14 protein-coding genes are annotated in these 16,979 nt (G+C 70.2%); 7 read left to right on the top strand and 7 right to left on the bottom strand.

Annotation, left to right across the window (positions count from 1 at the left end; all coding sequences use genetic code 11):
* Positions 1-7: 7 nt before the first annotated feature.
* On the bottom strand, positions 8-361 hold the full coding sequence (locus ACFPIJ_RS27445; RefSeq protein ID WP_380118742.1) for a VOC family protein: 354 nt from the start codon (positions 359-361) through the stop codon (positions 8-10).
* 239 nt (positions 362-600) lie between these two features.
* Here ACFPIJ_RS27445 and ACFPIJ_RS27440 point away from each other — a divergent pair, with 239 nt between their 5' ends.
* The 4 genes from ACFPIJ_RS27440 to ACFPIJ_RS27425 all read left to right on the top strand — a co-directional run bounded on the left by ACFPIJ_RS27440 (position 601) and on the right by ACFPIJ_RS27425 (position 2,688).
* Positions 601-780 carry a hypothetical protein gene (locus ACFPIJ_RS27440; protein ID WP_380118740.1) on the top strand — a complete coding sequence of 60 codons (180 nt, stop codon included), beginning with the start codon at positions 601-603 and terminating at the stop codon, positions 778-780.
* Complete coding sequence (locus tag ACFPIJ_RS27435) at positions 777-1,763, top strand: hypothetical protein (RefSeq protein ID WP_380118738.1); 987 nt, start codon at positions 777-779, stop codon at positions 1,761-1,763. Before ACFPIJ_RS27440 ends, ACFPIJ_RS27435 begins: the two co-directional genes overlap by 4 nt.
* A gap of 32 nt (positions 1,764-1,795) precedes the next feature.
* Positions 1,796-2,215: a roadblock/LC7 domain-containing protein gene (locus tag ACFPIJ_RS27430; RefSeq protein WP_380118736.1), complete on the top strand. Its 420-nt coding sequence runs from the start codon at positions 1,796-1,798 to the stop codon at positions 2,213-2,215.
* A gap of 101 nt (positions 2,216-2,316) precedes the next feature.
* Positions 2,317-2,688, top strand: a complete 372-nt coding sequence (locus ACFPIJ_RS27425) for a hypothetical protein (protein WP_380118734.1) — start codon at positions 2,317-2,319, stop codon at positions 2,686-2,688.
* A gap of 11 nt (positions 2,689-2,699) precedes the next feature.
* Here ACFPIJ_RS27425 and ppdK read toward each other — a convergent pair whose 3' ends face one another.
* The gene (gene ppdK / locus ACFPIJ_RS27420) at positions 2,700-5,360 is read right to left on the bottom strand and encodes a pyruvate, phosphate dikinase (protein WP_380118732.1); all 2,661 of its coding nucleotides are present in this window, start codon (positions 5,358-5,360) and stop codon (positions 2,700-2,702) included.
* Between the two features lie 377 nt (positions 5,361-5,737).
* On the opposite strand from ppdK, the gene ACFPIJ_RS27415 reads away from it, so the two are divergent.
* Together ACFPIJ_RS27415 and dusB are read left to right on the top strand one after the other, a co-directional pair.
* Positions 5,738-6,937 carry a pyridoxal phosphate-dependent aminotransferase gene (locus tag ACFPIJ_RS27415; protein WP_380118730.1) on the top strand — a complete coding sequence of 400 codons (1,200 nt, stop codon included), beginning with the start codon at positions 5,738-5,740 and terminating at the stop codon, positions 6,935-6,937.
* A gap of 35 nt (positions 6,938-6,972) precedes the next feature.
* On the top strand, positions 6,973-8,088 hold the full coding sequence (dusB, locus tag ACFPIJ_RS27410) for a tRNA dihydrouridine synthase DusB (protein WP_380118728.1): 1,116 nt from the start codon (positions 6,973-6,975) through the stop codon (positions 8,086-8,088).
* Positions 8,089-8,117: 29 nt separating this feature from the next.
* Here dusB and budA read toward each other — a convergent pair whose 3' ends face one another.
* The 3 genes from budA to ACFPIJ_RS27395 all read right to left on the bottom strand — a co-directional run bounded on the left by budA (position 8,118) and on the right by ACFPIJ_RS27395 (position 11,579).
* On the bottom strand, positions 8,118-8,876 hold the full coding sequence (gene budA, locus ACFPIJ_RS27405; RefSeq protein WP_380118726.1) for an acetolactate decarboxylase: 759 nt from the start codon (positions 8,874-8,876) through the stop codon (positions 8,118-8,120).
* Between the two features lie 78 nt (positions 8,877-8,954).
* The gene (alsS, locus tag ACFPIJ_RS27400; protein WP_380118724.1) at positions 8,955-10,634 is read right to left on the bottom strand and encodes an acetolactate synthase AlsS; all 1,680 of its coding nucleotides are present in this window, start codon (positions 10,632-10,634) and stop codon (positions 8,955-8,957) included.
* 270 nt (positions 10,635-10,904) lie between these two features.
* A complete protein-coding gene (locus tag ACFPIJ_RS27395; RefSeq protein WP_380118722.1) occupies positions 10,905-11,579 on the bottom strand; it encodes an RICIN domain-containing protein in 675 nt (224 codons plus the stop codon).
* Between ACFPIJ_RS27395 and ACFPIJ_RS27390 the strand changes: the two genes are divergently transcribed.
* Complete coding sequence (locus ACFPIJ_RS27390) at positions 11,578-11,799, top strand: RICIN domain-containing protein (protein WP_380118720.1); 222 nt, start codon at positions 11,578-11,580, stop codon at positions 11,797-11,799. The two genes, ACFPIJ_RS27395 and ACFPIJ_RS27390, sit on opposite strands and share 2 nt — an antisense overlap.
* A 69-nt stretch (positions 11,800-11,868) precedes the next feature.
* Here ACFPIJ_RS27390 and ACFPIJ_RS27385 read toward each other — a convergent pair whose 3' ends face one another.
* On the bottom strand, positions 11,869-13,896 hold the full coding sequence (locus ACFPIJ_RS27385; RefSeq protein WP_380118718.1) for a ThuA domain-containing protein: 2,028 nt from the start codon (positions 13,894-13,896) through the stop codon (positions 11,869-11,871).
* A 66-nt stretch (positions 13,897-13,962) separates the two neighbouring features.
* On the bottom strand, positions 13,963-16,866 hold the full coding sequence (locus ACFPIJ_RS27380) for a PQQ-dependent sugar dehydrogenase (RefSeq protein ID WP_380118715.1): 2,904 nt from the start codon (positions 16,864-16,866) through the stop codon (positions 13,963-13,965).
* Between the last annotated feature and the right edge of the window lie 113 nt (positions 16,867-16,979).

Here is a 16,979-nt window from a genome sequence, read left to right as displayed (position 1 = left end):
TGGCGGCTCATCCGGGGGTTCGCAGGATGCAGAACTCGTTGCCCTCCGGGTCGGCGAGGACGAACCAGGTGGCGTCCTCGGGCTGATCGACGTCGACGTGGCGGGCGCCCATGTTGACCAGGCGCTCGATCTCGGCGTCCAGGTCGTCGGGGCGCAGGTCGAGGTGGAGGCGGTTCTTGGCGTGCTTGGGATCCGGGTGGCGCAGGAAGATCAGCCGTGGGTGGCCGTCGGCACCGGGGCTGACCACGACCTCCCGTGGCGACACGCTCTCGACCCGCTGGTCGAGCACTTCCGCCCACCACCGGCCGAGCCGCTCAGGGTCGAGCGCATCGACGATCAAGGCATCCCACCGGCTCCCCATGCATACCTCCGTGGTCGGCGTGGGGACTCACCATACGCCGGGTCGACGACCGTCGCAGCCGCCTCGATGCGCGCGGGGACGCCACCTTAGCGAGTCTCCCGAGGCACCGTGCCGTAAACGTGCATTTTGCAAAAAGCAATGTCTGATCAGCTTCTGGTTATCACCCGAACACACGGAGTAGCTGATCAAGTGGCTCGGGGTAATTTGCCGAAAGCGCATCGTTACGGCCGCTCCCCGCGGTGCCCGGCGACACCGTCGAGGACGTCATCATCAGCACGTCCGCGGCGTATCACCTGATCCGGCCGGTGCGCACCGGCTTCGACTCGCGGCTGGTCCTCTACGTGTGGCTCGACCGGACCGAGGGCAACCTGGCGATCGCCCGCCGCCGCATCCGATCGCTCGCCGAAGACCTGACGTGAACACCACGGCGAAGTCCCGGCAGCAGCAGCCGAAGCTCGGCCGGGGCGTCACCCCGGCCAAGGCCCTCGGCCAGCTCGCCGCCCTCGGGGTGACCGGCGCGCTGACCGTCGTCGGCGAGCCCGGCGGCGTCATCTTTCTCCGCGACGGCCTGGTCAACGGCGTCGAGTCGCCGGCCGCGCCGAGCGTCGACCGGATCCTCACCGCCTGCGGGAAGGTCGAGGAGCGGGTCTGGGAGAACATCCCGTCGCGGCCGGCCCGGGCCCTGGTGGAGGGCGGGCACGTCAGCGCCGCCGAGATCGAGCTGTGCGCGATCAGCGCCCTGTACGACGCGGCGTACTTCGTGCTGTCGACCGACCGGGCCGAGCTCCGCTTCGCCCCGGACATCGAGCACTGGCTCGGCGCGGACTGCACGGTGACGTCGGACCAGTTGTGCGACCACGTCGTCCGGCAGCGGCGCATCCTCGACGAGGTGCACCCCTCCGACGTCACTGACACCGCCCCGGTCCGGCCGGTCCTGCGACCGGGTCTCGACCGTGTGCTGGTGTCAGGGCTGCAGTGGGAGATCGTGCTGCACGCCGACGGCCACCGCACCCCGCAGGAGCTGGCCGGCCTGCTGGGTTGCTCCGCCTACGCGGTGACCCTGGACGTGCGGCGGCTCGCCGCGGCGGGACTGGTGGAGCCACCCCTCGCCACGGAGCCGGAGGAGCCGCCGGTCCCGCCCGAACCCCCGGCGGCGGCGTCCGGAACCGCCGCCGTGCCCGCCGCCGCGGCAGCGTCGCCGCAGACGAACGGCGCGGACCGCCGGGAGATCCTGCCGCGGCGGGTGCCGGGGACCTTCACGTTCGAGGACCCGCCGACCGGCACCCGGCGGCACCTGCCGGCCGGGGTCAGCACCCTGGCGGTGCTGCCCGGCGCGATCGACAAGCCTCCCGACGACTCGCTGCTCAAACGCATCCGCACGGCGCTGCAGTCTCTGCGGTGAGACCGGCTTCTTCAGATGGAGGTGACACGGCGATGACGACCGACCTGGACCTGCGCGACGAGCTGCTCGCGGAGCTGCACCGGCTGCGCCGGGCCGTGCCGGAGCTCACCGGCTGCCTGGTCGCCAGCACCGACGGCCTGCTCATCGTCGACGACGCCGAGACGGTGGTCGTCGAGGGTGTGGCCGCGCTCGCGGCGGCCTGTCTCGGCGTCAGCCAGCGGATCGCCGACAGCGCGGGCCACGAGGACTTCCAGGAGGTGCTGATCAGCAGCACCGGCGGCCACGTCGCCATGTACCTGGCCGGCAACGGCGCCGTGCTGGTCCTGCTGGCCGGCGCCGGCACGAACGTGGGACGGCTGCATCACGAGGCCCGGCGGGCGATCACGGTGGTCTCGCGGATCGTGGCCACCGCCGCGCTCACCTTCTCCCAGGCGCTCCCCGAGCCGGCCTGATGGTAGGGCGCAACGGTGGGGCGCACCGACGAACGAGACGAACGAACGACCCGGCAGCGAAACCCGGTGACACTCCCCCCATCAAGCTCACGGAGGTAGCCATGGCGGACATGGAAACGGCGCTCAAGGAACTCATGACCATCGACGGCGCCATCGGCGTCGCGCTGGTGGACTACAACAGCGGTATGGCGCTCGGCGTGCTCGGCGGTTCGAAGGACCTGGACCTGACCGTGGCCGCGGCCGGCAACACCGACGTGGTCCGCGCCAAGATGCGCACGATCGAGATGCTGAACCTCAAGGACGGCATCGAGGACATCCTGATCACGCTGAACAACCAGTACCACCTGATCCGGCCGGTCACCGGCCGTTCCGGCAAGGGGCTGTTCCTCTACCTGGCGCTGCTGCGGTCCCGGGCCAACCTTGCGCTGGCCCGGCACCAGCTGTCCCGCACCGAGGGGGAGCTCGACGTCTGATCGTCCTCGTTCTAGCGGCTGTCGGAGGTCGACTGCTCGGCTACGGCCGCGCGGCCGGCCTCCAGCCGTGCCACGGGCACCCGGAACGGTGAACACGACACGTAGTCCAGGCCCACCTCATGGAAGAAGTGCACCGACTCGGGGTCGCCGCCGTGCTCGCCGCACACCCCGAAGTGCAGCTCCGGGCGGGCCGCCCGGCCCTCGTCGACGGCGATGCGCACGAGCCGGCCGACGCCGTCGCGGTCGATGGACTCGAACGGCGACACCCCGAAGATGCCCAGCTCCAGGTAGCGCCAGAAGAACGCACCCTCGACGTCGTCGCGGGAGAAGCCCCAGCCCATCTGGGTCAGGTCGTTGGTCCCGAACGAGAAGAAATCGGCGGCCTGGGCGATGTCACCGGCGGTCAGCGCCGCCCGGGGCACCTCGATCATCGTGCCGATCTTCACCTCGACGTCGTGCTCGCCGATGATCTTCTCGGCCTCGGCGCGGATCGTCTCCAGCTCCTGCACCGCGCCGACGAGCGGCACCATGATCTCCGGTTGCGCGCCGTCGACCTGGGCCGCGGCCTCGACGATCGCCCTGACCTGCATCGCGAACAGCCCGGGGATGACCAGTCCGAGCCGCACACCGCGCAGCCCCAGCATGGGGTTTTCCTCGTGCATTCGCCGTACCGCATCTAGAAGATCCTTGTCGTGCCCTGGATCCTGACCACGTTCCTCCGCGACCGCGACCTTCACCGCGAGGTCCTCCAGCGGCGGCAGGAACTCGTGCAGCGGCGGGTCGATCAGCCGCACCGTGACCGGCAGGTCCCGCATCTCGCGGAACAGTTCGACGAAGTCGGCCCGCTGCAGCGGCAGCAGCTCGCGCAGCGCCGCGTCGCGGTCCTGCGGGGTGCGGGCCAGGATCAGCCGCTCGACGAGGGCCCGGCGCTCGCCGAGGAACATGTGCTCGGTCCGGCACAGCCCGATGCCCTGGGCCCCGAACCGGCGCGCCCGGGCGGCGTCATCGCCGGTGTCGGCGTTGGTGCGCACCTTCAGCCTTCTGGTGTCGTCGGCGTGCGTGAGGATCCGGTGCACCGCGCTGACCAGCGGGTCGGCCTCGGCGTCGAGCGTGCCCTCGAAGTACTGCACGACCGGTGACGGCTGGACCGGGACCTCACCGAGGTAGACCCGGCCGGTGGTGCCGTCGACGGAGATGACGTCGCCCTCGGACACCACGTGCCCGTCCACCGTGAACTGCCCCTTGTGGAGGTTGACGTCGAGGTCGTCGGCGCCGCACACACACGTCTTGCCCATGCCGCGCGCGACCACGGCCGCGTGTGAGGTCTTGCCGCCGCGGCTGGTCAGGATGCCCTGCGCCGCGATCATGCCGGGCAGGTCGTCGGGGTTGGTCTCGCGGCGGACCAGGATGACCTGCTCCCCCTCCTTGGCCATGGCCACCGCGTGCTTGGCGTCGAACACGGCCTTGCCGACCGCGGCGCCCGGCGACGCACCGACGCCCCGGGTGAGCTGCGCGGGCTCCTGTGACAGGTCGAAGGTCGGGAACATCAGCTGCGCCAGCTGCGCGCCGTTGACCCGCCGCAGCGCCTCGTCCATGTCGATGACACCCTCGTCGACGAGGTGCGTGGCGATGACGAACGCGGCCGCCGCGGTCCGCTTGCCCACCCGCGTCTGCAGCATCCACAGCTTGCCGCGCTCGATGGTGAACTCGATGTCGCACAGGTCGCGGTAGTGCTCCTCGAGCTTCGCCATGATGGTGAGAAGGTCGTCGTACGCCTTCTTGTTGACGTCGGCGAGTCCTTCGAGGGGCGTGGTGTTGCGGATACCGGCGACGACGTCCTCACCCTGCGCGTTGGCGAGGTAGTCGCCGTAGACGCCGGACTCGCCGGTGGCCGGGTCACGGGTGAACGCCACGCCGGTGCCCGAGTCGGCGCCGAGGTTGCCGAAGACCATGGCGACCACGTTGACGGCCGTGCCGAGGTCGGTCGGGATGCGCTCCTGGCGGCGGTACAGCACGGCCCGGTCGGCGTTCCAGGAGCTGAAGACCGCGTTGACGGCGAGGTCGAGCTGCTCACGGGGGTCCTGCGGGAAGTCGCGCCCGGTGTGCCGCTTGAAGATCGCCTTGTACTCCCGCACCAGTGTCCGCAGCGCGGCCGCGTCGAGCCCCAGGTCGTCCTTCGTCCTGACGGCGTGTTTCGCGTCGTCGAGCGCGTGCTCGAACTCCTCGCCCGGCACCTCGCACACGGTCTTGCCGAACATCTGGATCAGCCGCCGGTAGGAGTCCCAGGCGAACCGCTCGTCGCCGCCGGCCTGCGCGGCGAGCCCGTCGACGCTGTCGTCGGTGAGCCCGACGTTGAGCACCGTCTCCATCATGCCGGGCATCGAGAACTTCGCCCCGGACCGGACGGAGACGAGCAGCGGGTCGTGCCGGTCCCCGAGCTTGCGGCCCATCCTGGCCTCGAGCGCGGCGAGGTGCTCACCGACCTGCCGGTCCATCCCGTCGGGCAGCCGGCCCGTCTTCAGGTAGGCGCGGCACGCGTCGGTGGTGATGGTGAACCCGGGCGGGACCGGCAGGCCGAGGTTGGTCATCTCGGCGAGGTTGGCTCCCTTGCCGCCGAGGAGATCCTTGAGGTCCCGGTTACCCTCTTCGAAGTCATAGACGAACTTCTCCACTGAAGCCTCCACTACCCTTACTGGTGCGGCCGAGCCATCGTTAGGGTTCCCGTGTGCGGCACACCGTAAAGCGGTATTCCGCAATTTGGCAGCGCCATATGACAAGTCACACAAGGAACGGCACACGGGGCTTTTACGGGTGCATTTGGGAGCGCTCCACCACGCAACTTCGCGCATCGTTCATGGTCGTGCCCGTTTTGGGCCTTCCGCGTTCCAGCACTTCGGGATGCGTACACCTGCTTCGTCCCAGCTCTTAGCGAGCAGCAACGAGCATCATTTGTGCGCACGTCCGGCCTTGCTCCTCATTGATGCGGACGGATCACGAGCGGGCGAAAATACGGATGACGATCCGGGGAATGGCGTGCCACGGTGGCGATATGAGCCGTATTGCAGCGCGTATCGCCGGTATCGCGGAGTCAGCCACCCTCGCCGTCGACGCGAAGGCCAAGGCAATGCGGGCGGCCGGCCGGCCGGTGCTGCCCTTCGGCGCCGGCGAACCCGACTTCCCGACGCCAGAACACATCGTCGAGGCCGCGCAGCGCGCCTGCGCCGAGCCGCGCTTTCACAAGTACACGCCGTCGGGCGGCCTGCCCGAGCTCCGCGAGGCGGTGGCGGCCAAGACGCTGCGCGACTCCGGATACGCGGCGCGGGCGGGCCAGGTGCTCATCACCAACGGCGGCAAACAGGCCGTCTACCAGGCGTTCGCCACCATCCTCGACCCGGGCGACGAGGTGCTGGTGGTCGCGCCGTACTGGACCACCTACCCGGAGGCGATCAAGCTCGCCGGCGGCGTCCAGGTCGACGTGGTCACCGACGAGACGTCGGACTACCTCGCATCCGTCGAGCAACTGGAGGCGGCCCGCACCGACCGCACCACGGCGATCCTCTTCGTCTCCCCGTCGAACCCGAGCGGCGCGGTGTACCCGCCCGACCAGGTGCTGCGGATCGGCCGCTGGGCCGCGGCGCACGGGCTGTGGGTCGTCACCGACGAGATCTACGAGCACCTGACCTACGGCGACGCGGTCTTCACCAGCATCGCCACCGCCGTGCCGGAACTCGCCGACAAGGTGATCGTGCTCAACGGCGTCGCGAAGACCTACGCGATGACGGGCTGGCGGGTGGGCTGGATGATCGGCCCCACCGACGTGATCGCGGCCGCGACCAACCTGCAGTCGCACAGCACCTCCAACGTGTCCAACGTCGCGCAGGCGGCCGCGCTCGCCGCGGTCTCCGGCGACCTCTCCGCCGTCCAGCGGATGCGGGCCGCGTTCGACCGCCGCCGGCAGATCACCGTGCGGATGCTCAACGAGATGCCCGGCGTCTCCTGCCCCGAGCCCGCCGGCGCCTTCTACGCCTACCCGTCCGTCAAGGGCCTCCTCGGCCGCGAGCTGCGCGGCCGCCGCCCACGGACCTCGGCGGAGCTGGCCGACCTGGTGCTGGAGGAGGCGGAGGTCGCGCTCGTCCCAGGCGAGGCGTTCGGCACCCCCGGCTACTTCCGGCTCTCCTACGTCCTCAGCGACGAGGACCTGGCCGACGGCCTGCTGCGCCTCGGCAAGCTGTTCGCCGAGGCCCGGTAGGCCGCCGCGCCGTGCCGCCGTGCCATGCTCGAGGGGTGACGCTGCGCCTCGGCCCCTACCCCGTCGACCCGCCCGTGGTCCTCGCCCCCATGGCGGGCATCACCAACGTGGCCTTCCGGCAACTCTGCCGCGAACAGGGCGCCGGCCTCTACGTCTGCGAAATGATCACGACCCGCGCCCTGGTCGAGCGCAACCCCAAGACCATGAGCATGATCCAGTTCGGCGCCCTGGAACGGCCACGGAGCCTGCAGCTGTACGGCGTCGACCCCGCCACCATCCGCAAGGCCGTCGAGATGGTCGTCGAGCAGGACCTCGCCGACCACATCGACATGAACTTCGGCTGCTCGGTGCCCAAGGTCACCCGCCGCGGCGGCGGCTCCGCCCTGCCCTGGAAGCGCAAGCTGTTCGGCGACATCGTGCGCTCCGCCGTCGAGGGCGCGGCCGGCATGCCCGTGACGATCAAGATGCGCATCGGCATCGACGACGACCACCAGACCATGCTCGACGCCGGCCGCATCGCCCAGGACGCGGGCGTGGCGTGGGTCGCGCTGCACGCCCGCACCGCCGCCCAGCGCTACTCCGGCGAGGCCAACTGGGCGGCGATCGCCGAACTGAAGCAGGCCCTCGACATCCCGGTCCTCGGCAACGGCGACATCTGGGAAGCCGAGGACGCCCTGCGCATGATGTCCTCCACCGGCTGCGACGGCGTGGTCATCGGCCGGGGCTGCCTCGGCCGGCCGTGGCTCTTCGCCGACCTGGCCGCCGCTTTCGCGGGTCGCACCGACCGCGCCTTCCCGACCCAGGGCGAAGTCGCCGCCCTGATGCTCCGCCACGCAACGCTGCTCGTCGAATGGTGGGGCCGGGAGAAGGAAGGCGTCACCGACTTCCGCAAGCACGTCGCCTGGTATCTGAAGGGCTTCCCCGCCGGCGGCGAACTCCGCGCCGCCATGGCCACCTCGTCGTCCCTGGCCGAACTCGGCGACCTGCTGGCCCAGCTCGACCCGGACGTACCCTTCCCCCGCGAGATCCTCGGCCAGCCGAGGGGCCGCACCGGCACCCCGGCGAAGGTCGTCCTCCCGCAGAACTGGCTGGACGACCGCGACGACGACACCATCCCCGAAGGCGCCGAACTCGACGACAGCGGCGGCTGACAGCCGCCACGGCCTCCGGCGGCCTCGGCTCAGCCGCCTTCGGTCTGGTGAATGCGCTCCGAGAGATTGGTGGACGTGAGATCGGCGTCCAGGAACGGACCCGACGTCGGCAGGCTCAGGTGCAGGTCGGTGAAGGTGCAGATCTGCATCGTGCCGGCGGCCAGCCGGAAGGCCAGGGCATGCCCGCCGTGGGACCGGGCGTCGTCGACGAAGTGCAGGTGGTAGCCGGCGACCGAGACGCCCTGCTCGTAGGCGGGCATCCGGAATCCGGCCAGGGTCCCGGTCACGTCGTGGAAGTCGGTCTCCGCCTGCCCGGCGGTCGCCTCGGTCAGCGGCGGGTAGGGTGCGGTCTGCTTCCGGACGGTCCGGGTCCGCACCGAGCTGAATGTTCCGGTGATCCGGATCCCGTAGATGAGGTTCTCGCTGCGGAGGTTCGTGTCGATGACCGCGGTGGCTTCCGCCCGGGTCGCGGGCGCGGTGACCGGGATCGTGATGTCGGGCGTGAAGTAGGCGACCGCGGCGAAGGGGGTCAGGTCGGTGGTGGCGGCGACCTGGACGCTGCCGTCCGCCCGCAGGTGGTGGCAGATGCCGTCGAGAATGACCATCTCGCCGTCGAGTTCGTTGAACGTGCCCAGGCCGAAGTCGCCGTGGGTCAGCAGTTCTCCGATCGTCACCTCGCCCTCGTAGATGCCGTCCAGCAACGCTCCCATGGTTGAGGACTGGTACACCTCCCGGGCCCGACCGGCGTCGTGCTGGGCGCCCACGCCGCCGAAACGGTGCGCGAGCACGGTCCTGGACCATCGGCGGAACCCGTCATCGGCGTGCCGTGGCTCGGCCAACGTCGCTCCCCTCACGCTCGAGCGCGGTCACTCGAAGAGATCCGCGTGCAGTTCGGCGGCGAGGCCGGTGTTGTTGCTGTAGTCGACCGGCACGTCGATGATCGATGGACCGCCCTCGTCCAGTGCCTGGCGCAACGCGGTGGTGAACTCCTGCTCCGTGCTGACCCGGTAGCCGCGGGCACCGAACGCGCCGGCGTACCTGACGATGTCGTAGTCGCCGAGCACGACGCCGGACCTGCGGCCGTACTTCAGTTCCTCCTGGAAGCCGACCATGTCGTAGCTGTTGTCCCGCATGATCACGTGGGTGAACGTCAGGCCGAGCCGGGTGGCTGTCTCCAGTTCCTGTGCGGAGAACAGGAACCCCCCGTCGCCCGAGACCGACACGACCTGGGTGCCGGGCCGGACCAGGCTCGCGGCCATGGCCCATGGCATGCCGACACCCAGCGTCTGCTGGCCGTTGGAGAACAGCAGGTGCCGCGGCTCGTAGACCCGGAAATGCCGGGCCATGTAGATGTAGTTCGAGCCGACGTCACAGGCCACCGTCGCGTTGTCGTCGAGCAGTTCCCGCAGTCTCAGCACGAGTGCCGCCGGGTTGAGCCCCCGGGCCGTGTGCGCTCCCGCCCGGGCGGCGTCGTCGATCGCGGCCAGCGCGCGTCGCTGGCCGGCGATCTCGGTCCTGAACGCATCGGCCACCTGCATCCCGGACAGCGATTTCGCCATGTCGGTGAGCGTCGCTGCCACGTCGCCGCGCAGTTCGACCGCCGGCTGGTAGGCGGTGTCGATGCCCGCGGGCACGGTGTCGACGTGGATGATCGGACGGTCCGTGCCGGCGTTCCACAGTGCCGGGTCGTACTCCACCTGATCGAATCCGACCGTGATCACCACGTCGGCGCGGGCCAGGATCACGTCACCCGGCTGGTTGCGGAACAGTCCGACCCTGCCGACGTAGTGGTCCTCCAGATCGTGTGAGACCACGCCCGCGCCCTGAAAGGTCTCGATCACCGGGAGCGCGGTGTCGCTGACCAGCCTGCGGATCGCGGCGCAACTGTCCGGATCGGCGCCACGTGCCCCGACCAGCAACGCCGGCCGCTGCGCGCTCCGGATGATCTGCAGCGCACGCTGGACCTCCTGGTGCGGCGCGGCGCCGAGCGAAGCCGGTGTCATGGCCTTGATCGGGCCGGAGGAGGTCGTCTCGGCGAGCACGTCCATCGGCAGGACCACGGCGGCCGATCCGCACGGTGCCGTGGCGGCCGCGCGGAACGCGTTGACCACCGTCTCCAGCACGTCGTCCGGGTGATCCACCTCGCCGGTGAACTTCGTGACCGTGGTGAGCAGCGCGGCGGCGTCCATCGACTGGTGCGTGCGTTTGAGCCGGTCCGCACGGTTCACGGCCCCGCACAACGCGACCACCGGATCCTGTTCGGTGTTGGCGGTCACCAGAGCTGTCGTCAGGTTGGCGGTGCCGGGTCCCGACGTCACCAGCACCACGCCCGGCACACCGGTCAGCCGGCCCATCGCGGCCGCCATGAACGCCGCGTTCTGCTCGTGCCGGCACACCACCAGTTCGAGACCCGAGTCCGTCAACGCGTCGAAGACGGCGTCGATCTTCGCTCCCGGAACGCCGAAGACGTAGCGCACCCCGGCCGCCCGGACCGCCTCCACCACCCGGTCGGCACTGCGAACCGGCACCCGGACTGTTGCACCCATCATCGACCCCATCCGACCAGACCCACCGCATCCAGCACTGCGCGGACTGTTGCACTGCCTACGCTCACACCGTCCGGGGTGACGGCGCACGCGCCCTTCGCAGGACACGACGGATGATCGCGAGCAACTGTGCCGGCTTGCCGAACAGCCCGGTGGGGCGCCCGCGTGCCGGGGCTCGATGGAGTGCGCGGATCAACGACCGGGTCCGCGCCGACCACGCCGGCCGCGACCGTCGCCAGGACGGCCACGACCAGCGTGATCAGAGTTTCATCAGCTGCGCGCCCACCTCTGGTTGGTCCCGCCGTTGCAGGTCCAGATCTGCAGCAGGACACCGTTGGCGGTGCCGTGGCCGGTCGCGTCGAGGCACTTGCCGGAGCCGACGTTGACGACGGACCCGTCCGGGTTGACGTTCCACTGCTGCGCGCCGGAGCCGTTGCAGTCGTAGATCTGCACGACGGTGCCGTCCGCGGTCCCGCCGCCGTTCACGTCCAGGCACTTGCTGCCGTACTGCAGCTGCTTCGCCGGCGTGAGCGTCCAGCTCTGGTTGGTGCCGCCGTTGCAGTTCCACAGGTTGACGGCGGTGCCGTTGGTGGTGCTGTAGCCGGGGACGTCGACGCAGAGGCCGAACTCCTGGCCCTTGAGGATGCCGCCGAGGTTGCCGGCCGGGTTGGCGGTGACGCTGAGGTTGTCGAACTGGTTGGTCTGGTACCCGACGACGCCGACGCCGACCTGTCCGGTGACGAACGACCGGTCGGTGACGCTGCCGAGGGTGACCCCGTCGGCGGTGGCGGTGATCTGGTTGCCGGAGAACCCGAGCTTGACGTTGTGCCAGGTGTTCAGTCCCAGCGCCGAGCGGGTGCCGGAGGCGAGGGTGGTCAGGATGCCGCCGCTGGTGTTCTTCGCGATCTGCCAGGCGCCGGTGTTGCTGATGTCGTAGTTGATCATGTCCTGGGACCAGAAGTTGCCGCCGCCGATCCTGGTGCAGCTGTGGGACTGCAACGGCACCGGCGCCCAGATCTGGCAGCCGCAGCCCAACGGTGCACTGCGCAACCCGAACTCCGGCAGGTGCCTCGACCTCCCCGGCTGGTCCACCACCTGGGGCACCCAGGTGACCATCTGGGACTGCACCGGCGGCGCCAACCAACAGTGGTTCCTGCCCGCCTAGCCGATCGTGGGAAGCCAAGGTCGAGGGACCCTGCCGTGCCTGGACGGCAATGGCAGGGCCCCTCGGCGCTCAGCTGGCGTAGGCCTCGAACTCGTAGATGCGGGCGGCGGTGTCGGTGTTGCTGGTCGGTGCGATGACGTTCAGCCGCAGATAGCGGGCGTTCGTCGCGGCGAACGTGTGCGTGGTGACGTTGGCCGTGTTCCCGCGCGGCGACGCGACCGTCGTCCACGTCGTGCCGTTGGTGCTCACCTGGACGTCGAAATCACGCGTGTTCCACACCGCGTTCTCCCCACCCGCCCCGGCATGCCGGATGACGACCCGGCTCACCGACTGGCTCGAGCCCAGATCGACCTGCCACCACTTCGACGCACCCACCGAACACCACTTGTCGGCGTTGCCACCGTTGACCGTGCCGTTCACCGCCTTCGCCGGCGCCTCCGACGCCGCGCACTGGCTGTCCGCGGTCGCCGGTTTGTTCAGCGCAAGGTTGGTGCTCGGGGCACCGGTCGTGGTGGCGGTCACCACGTTCGAGGCGCCGGAGCGGTTGCCGGCCGCGTCCCTGGCCACGACGTAGAACGTGTAGCCGGTGCCCGCGGCCAGGCCGCCGACCGTGAAGGTGGTGCCGGTCGGCGAGCCGACCAGGACGTCGGTCGCGCCGTTCTCCCGGAACACGTCGTAGCCGCTGACCCCGACGTTGTCGGTCGAGGCGTTCCAGGCCAGCGCGATGCTGCTGGACGTCGTCGCGGTCACCCGGTTGTTGCCCGGCACCGTCGGCGGCGTGGTGTCCCCGCCCGGCAGCTCCTTGATGCGGACGTTGCGGAACGACACGTCGTCGCCCGTGCCATGGTTCTGGATGCCGATGTACCCCTGGACCAGCGAACGCGCCGGCACGGTGTTGGTGAAGTCGTTGATGAGCCGGCCGTTGAGGTACACCCGCAGCCGCTCCCCCTCGACGAGGATCTCGTAGGTGTTCCACTCGCCGGGCGGGTTCAGGGCGGCGTTGCGGGCGGCGAGGTCGGCGGACTTGAAGCCGTAGATCGACCCGGTGGTCCGGTCGTCGGTGTCGGTGGCGTCGATCTGGATCTCGTAGCCGTTGTTGATCGCCGAGTTCGGGTCGGTGCTGGCGGGGAAGCCGACGAAGATGCCCGAGTTGTCGTCGCCGGGCATCCGCCAGTCGAGCTTCAGCGAGTACGCCCGGAACTCCTTCGCCGAGTACCACAGCAGGCCCAGCCCGCCGACGGACGTCAGGGTGGCGTCGCTGTTGGTGAAGCTGCCGGGGCCGGCCTGCGACCAGCCGGTCGTCGATCCGTTGAACAGCGTGGTGTACCCGGTCTCCGGGCGGCAGTCGGCCTTCGTCCGGGCGGCCGCGTACCGGATGCCGCCGAGGAGCTGGTTGCGGAAGTTCGCCTCGGTGTATGACGCGATGGTGTGCCCGAGTCCGGTGTAGAACGACCGTCCACTGTCGACGGTCTTGCACCAGGTGATCGGGTGGTCCGCGCCCATCGTCCCGCCGGAGTAGGAGCTCTCGTCCAGGTTCGCCAGGACGCGGGCGGTCGAGCGCGGGTTGGTCTGGTAGTTGTACAGCTCGTCGGTGCGGGTCCAGACCTGCGGCAGGTGCGCGGTCGCCGCGTGCGCGCGGTTCTCGACGCGGACGTTCACCTGCTGGATCGCCGGGTGCGAGGCGAAGTACGCGCCGACCAGGGAGCCGTAGAAGGGCCAGCCGTATTCGGTGTCCGCCGCCGCGTGCACGCCGACGTAACCGCCACCGCCTCGGATGTAGGACTCGAAGGCGGTCTGCTGGGTGTCGTTGAGCACGTCGCCGGTCGTGTTGAGGAACACGACGGTCTCGTACTGGGCGAGATTGCCGGTGGTGAACGCTCCCGCGTCCTCGGTGGCGGTCACGGTGAAGTTGTTCGCGGCGCCCAGATCGCGGATCGCCTGGATGCCGGCCGGGATCGCGTCGTGCCGGAATCCTGCGGTCTTGGAGAACACCAGGACGTCGTAGGCGGCGTCGGCGGCCTGGCTCTGCGGGGCGTGGGCGAGGGCGAGCAGCGCCGCCGTGACCGTGGCGACGCCGAGCACTCTACGGAGAATCATGGTCTCTGCTTCCCTTCGGGCGTAGCAGGCCGGTGGGCGGGGCCGGAGCCCCGCCCACCGGAGGCGTCAGCTGGCGTAGGCCTCGAACTCGTAGATCCGGGCGGCGGTGTCGGTGTTGCTGGTCGGTGCGATGACGTTCAGCCGCAGATAGCGGGCGTTCGTCGCGGCGAACGTGTGGGTGGTGACGTTCGCGGTGTTTCCGCGTGGTGACGCGACGGTCGTCCAGGTGGTGCCGTTGGTGCTCACCTGGATGTCGAAGTCGCGGGTGTTCCACGCGGCGTTCTCCCCGCCGGCCCCGGCGTGCCGGACGACGACCCGGCTGACCGACTGGCTGGTGCCCAGGTCGACCTGCAGCCACTTGGTGGCGCCCACCGAGCACCACTTGTCGGCGTTGCCACCGTTGACCGTGCCGTTCACGGCCTTCGCCGGTGCCTCCGTCGCCGCGCACTGGCTGTCCGCGGTCGCCGGTTTGTTCAGCGCCAGGTTCGACGGCGGCGGGCCGCCGCTGTTGATGGTGAACGCGTCCACGTCGAACAGCGCGCCCGCGCCGCCGGTGAAGACCAGGAACAGCGTGGTGGTGCCGGCCGGCAGGTTGGACAGGGTGCCGGTGACGTTCGTGAACGTCTCGAAGCTGCCGGTGTTCGGCACCGCGGCGCTGCCGAGCAGCGTGCCCGTGGCCGAGCCGGCGCGCAGCGACAGGGTGCCGCCCGGGCCGCCCGAGGAGACCCGGGCCGTGAACGAGGTCGCGCCGCTCAGCGCGTACGGCGTGAAGCTGATCCATTCGCCGTTCTGGATGTCGCCGACGGTCCGCCCGCCCTCGGCGGTCGTCTTGTCGAACAGCCCGACGCCGGACATCGCCCCGAAGTGCTCGGCCTGCCGGTGTCGCGGCTGGGTGATGCTCTGCTTGTGCGTGGTGATGCCGCCGTTGTCGGTGTACTCGGCGTCCCACACCCCGAAGACGTTCGCGGCGGCGTCGTGCTCGCCGTCGACCGGCACCGTGATCGTGCCCGAGCAGCCGGTCTGCGACGTGATCTGGTGTGCGTGGCTGTCGTGGCCGAGCAGGTAGGTCATGCGGACCCGGCTGCAGTTGATCGTGCCGTCCTCCGGGTCGGTGACCTGGATCTGGTACGGCACCGTGTCGCCGAAGTTGAACAGCTGGCCGTTGACCGGCGTGACGACGGTGACCGTCGGGGCCGTGTTGCCGACGCTGATCTGCACGCTCGCGGTCGCCGTCGCCGGTGGGCTGGCGTTGTCCCGGACGGTCAGCGTGGCCGTGTAGGTGCCGGCGGCGCTGTACGTCTTCGTCGGGTTGGCCGCGGTCGAGGTCGTGCCGTCGCCGAACGCCCACGAGAACGTGATCGGGTTGCCGTCCGGGTCGCTGGAGCCGGCGGAGGAGAAGGCGACTGTCAGCGGCGCGGGGCCGGACGTCGGGGTCCCGGCCGCGCGGGCGATCGGCGCGCGGTTGGTGCCCCGGCCGATGTACTCGATGCGGTACAGCGCCGAGAACGAGTCCGGGCTGCCGAAGCCGGTGCCGTAGTCCAGCACGTACAGCGCGCCGTCCGGGCCGAACGCCATGTCCATGACCTGGGTGCCGGTCCACGGGAAGCCGATGATGCTGCCCGGCGAACCGTCGCCGTTGACGTGCACGGTCTTGATCCAGCGGCGGCCGAACTCGCCGGCGAAGTAGTGCCCGTCGAAGTCGGCCGGGAACTTCACCGTCGACGGGTTCGCGGCGTCGTAGCGGTACACCGGACCGCCCATCGGCGACTCGGACCCGCTGCCGAACTCCGGCGGCGAACCGGCGTCACCGGCGTAGCGGATCCACGACGGGCGCGCGGCCGGCAGCGTGCCCTGGCCGGTGTTGCGGAACGAGTTGTTCGTCGGGCCGCCCGTGCAGTTGTACTTCGGCCCGGTGGCGTTGGTGGCGAAGTTCCACTCGTTGTACGTCTCGTTCGTGGTGTTGGTGCCGGTGCAGTACGGCCAGCCGTAGTTGCCCGGCGACGGCACCCGGTCGAACTCGACCTGGCCGCTCGGGCCGCGGGTGGCGCTGGTGGTGCCGGCGTCCGGCCCGTAGTCGCCGACGTAGACGACGCCGGTGGCCTTGTCGACGTTCATCCGGAACGGGTTGCGGAAGCCCATCGCGTAGATCTCCGGCCGGGTGTTGGCCGTGCCGGGCGCGAACAGGTTGCCGGCCGGCACCGTGTACCCGCCGCCGGTCGCGTTCGGCCTGATCCGCAGGATCTTGCCGCGCAGGTCGTTGGTGTTGCCGGCGGAGCGCTGCGCGTCGTACGCCGGGTTGCGGTCGGTCCGCTCGTCGATCGGCGCGTAGCCGGCGGAGTCGAACGGGTTCGTGTCGTCGCCGGTCGTGAGGAACAGGTTGCCGGCCGCGTCGAAGTCGATGTCACCGCCGACGTGGCAGCACATGCCCCGGTCGGTCGCCACTTCGATGATCATCGCCTCGCCGCTCAGCGCCCAGCTCGTGCTCAGCGTGAACCGGGACAGCCGGTTGACGCCCCGCCAGGTGTTCCAGGTCGCGGCGGTGCCGGTGGCCGGTGCGTCGCCGCCCGGCGTCGACAACGGCGGGGCGTAGTACAAGTAGATGTACCGGTTGCTGGCGAAGTTGGGGTCGACGGCGACGCCCTGCAGACCCTCTTCGTCGTGTGTGTACACCGGGATGTTCGCGACGACCGACGTGGTGCCGTTGACGTCGGTGCGGCGCAGCGTGCCGTTGCGCGCCGTGTGCAGCACCGAACGGTCGGGCAGCACGGCCAGGGTCATGGGTTCGCCGACCTCGGCGACCCCGCGGGCCAGCTCGACCTGCTGCCAGTCGGCAGCGGTGATGACGGTGTGCGCCCCGGCCGGTGGCGCCTCGGCCACGACCGTAGCCGCCCAGGCGATCAACAGCAGGACGGCGGCATATACCCATCGTTGTCTGGAAATTTTTCGATGTCCGAGGGACCGGGCGTGCATGCGGCGCTCCTTCCCGGACCCGGCAGGTCCGGTGGCGTGCGGCGGAGGGGTGGCGGCGGGAACGCGGGTGAGCGGCTCATGGCGGCGAGCGCTCACCGCCGCGTCAGGGACGC

The sequence above is a fragment of the Dactylosporangium cerinum genome, from assembly GCF_042653625.1.
GTDB classification, from domain to species: Bacteria; Actinomycetota; Actinomycetes; order Mycobacteriales; family Micromonosporaceae; genus Dactylosporangium; species Dactylosporangium cerinum.
Note: the sequence above shows the minus strand (reverse complement) of the source record. Positions and strands in the feature narration are given on the sequence as shown.

What these genes read in the sequence shown, in the direction of transcription:
- ACFPIJ_RS27445 (WP_380118742.1), bottom strand. Translation starts at nt 361, where the DNA reads ATGGGGAGCCGGTGGGATGCCTTGATCGTCGATGCGCTCGACCCTGAG.
- ACFPIJ_RS27430 (WP_380118736.1), top strand. Translation starts at nt 1,796, where the DNA reads ATGACGACCGACCTGGACCTGCGCGACGAGCTGCTCGCGGAGCTGCAC.
- ACFPIJ_RS27425 (WP_380118734.1), top strand. Translation starts at nt 2,317, where the DNA reads ATGGCGGACATGGAAACGGCGCTCAAGGAACTCATGACCATCGACGGC.
- ACFPIJ_RS27415 (WP_380118730.1), top strand. Translation starts at nt 5,738, where the DNA reads ATGAGCCGTATTGCAGCGCGTATCGCCGGTATCGCGGAGTCAGCCACC.
- alsS (WP_380118724.1), bottom strand. Translation starts at nt 10,634, where the DNA reads ATGGGTGCAACAGTCCGGGTGCCGGTTCGCAGTGCCGACCGGGTGGTG.
- ACFPIJ_RS27390 (WP_380118720.1), top strand. Translation starts at nt 11,578, where the DNA reads ATGTCCTGGGACCAGAAGTTGCCGCCGCCGATCCTGGTGCAGCTGTGG.
- ACFPIJ_RS27395 (WP_380118722.1), bottom strand. Translation starts at nt 11,579, where the DNA reads ATGATCAACTACGACATCAGCAACACCGGCGCCTGGCAGATCGCGAAG.
- ACFPIJ_RS27385 (WP_380118718.1), bottom strand. Translation starts at nt 13,896, where the DNA reads ATGATTCTCCGTAGAGTGCTCGGCGTCGCCACGGTCACGGCGGCGCTG.
- ACFPIJ_RS27380 (WP_380118715.1), bottom strand. Translation starts at nt 16,866, where the DNA reads ATGCACGCCCGGTCCCTCGGACATCGAAAAATTTCCAGACAACGATGG.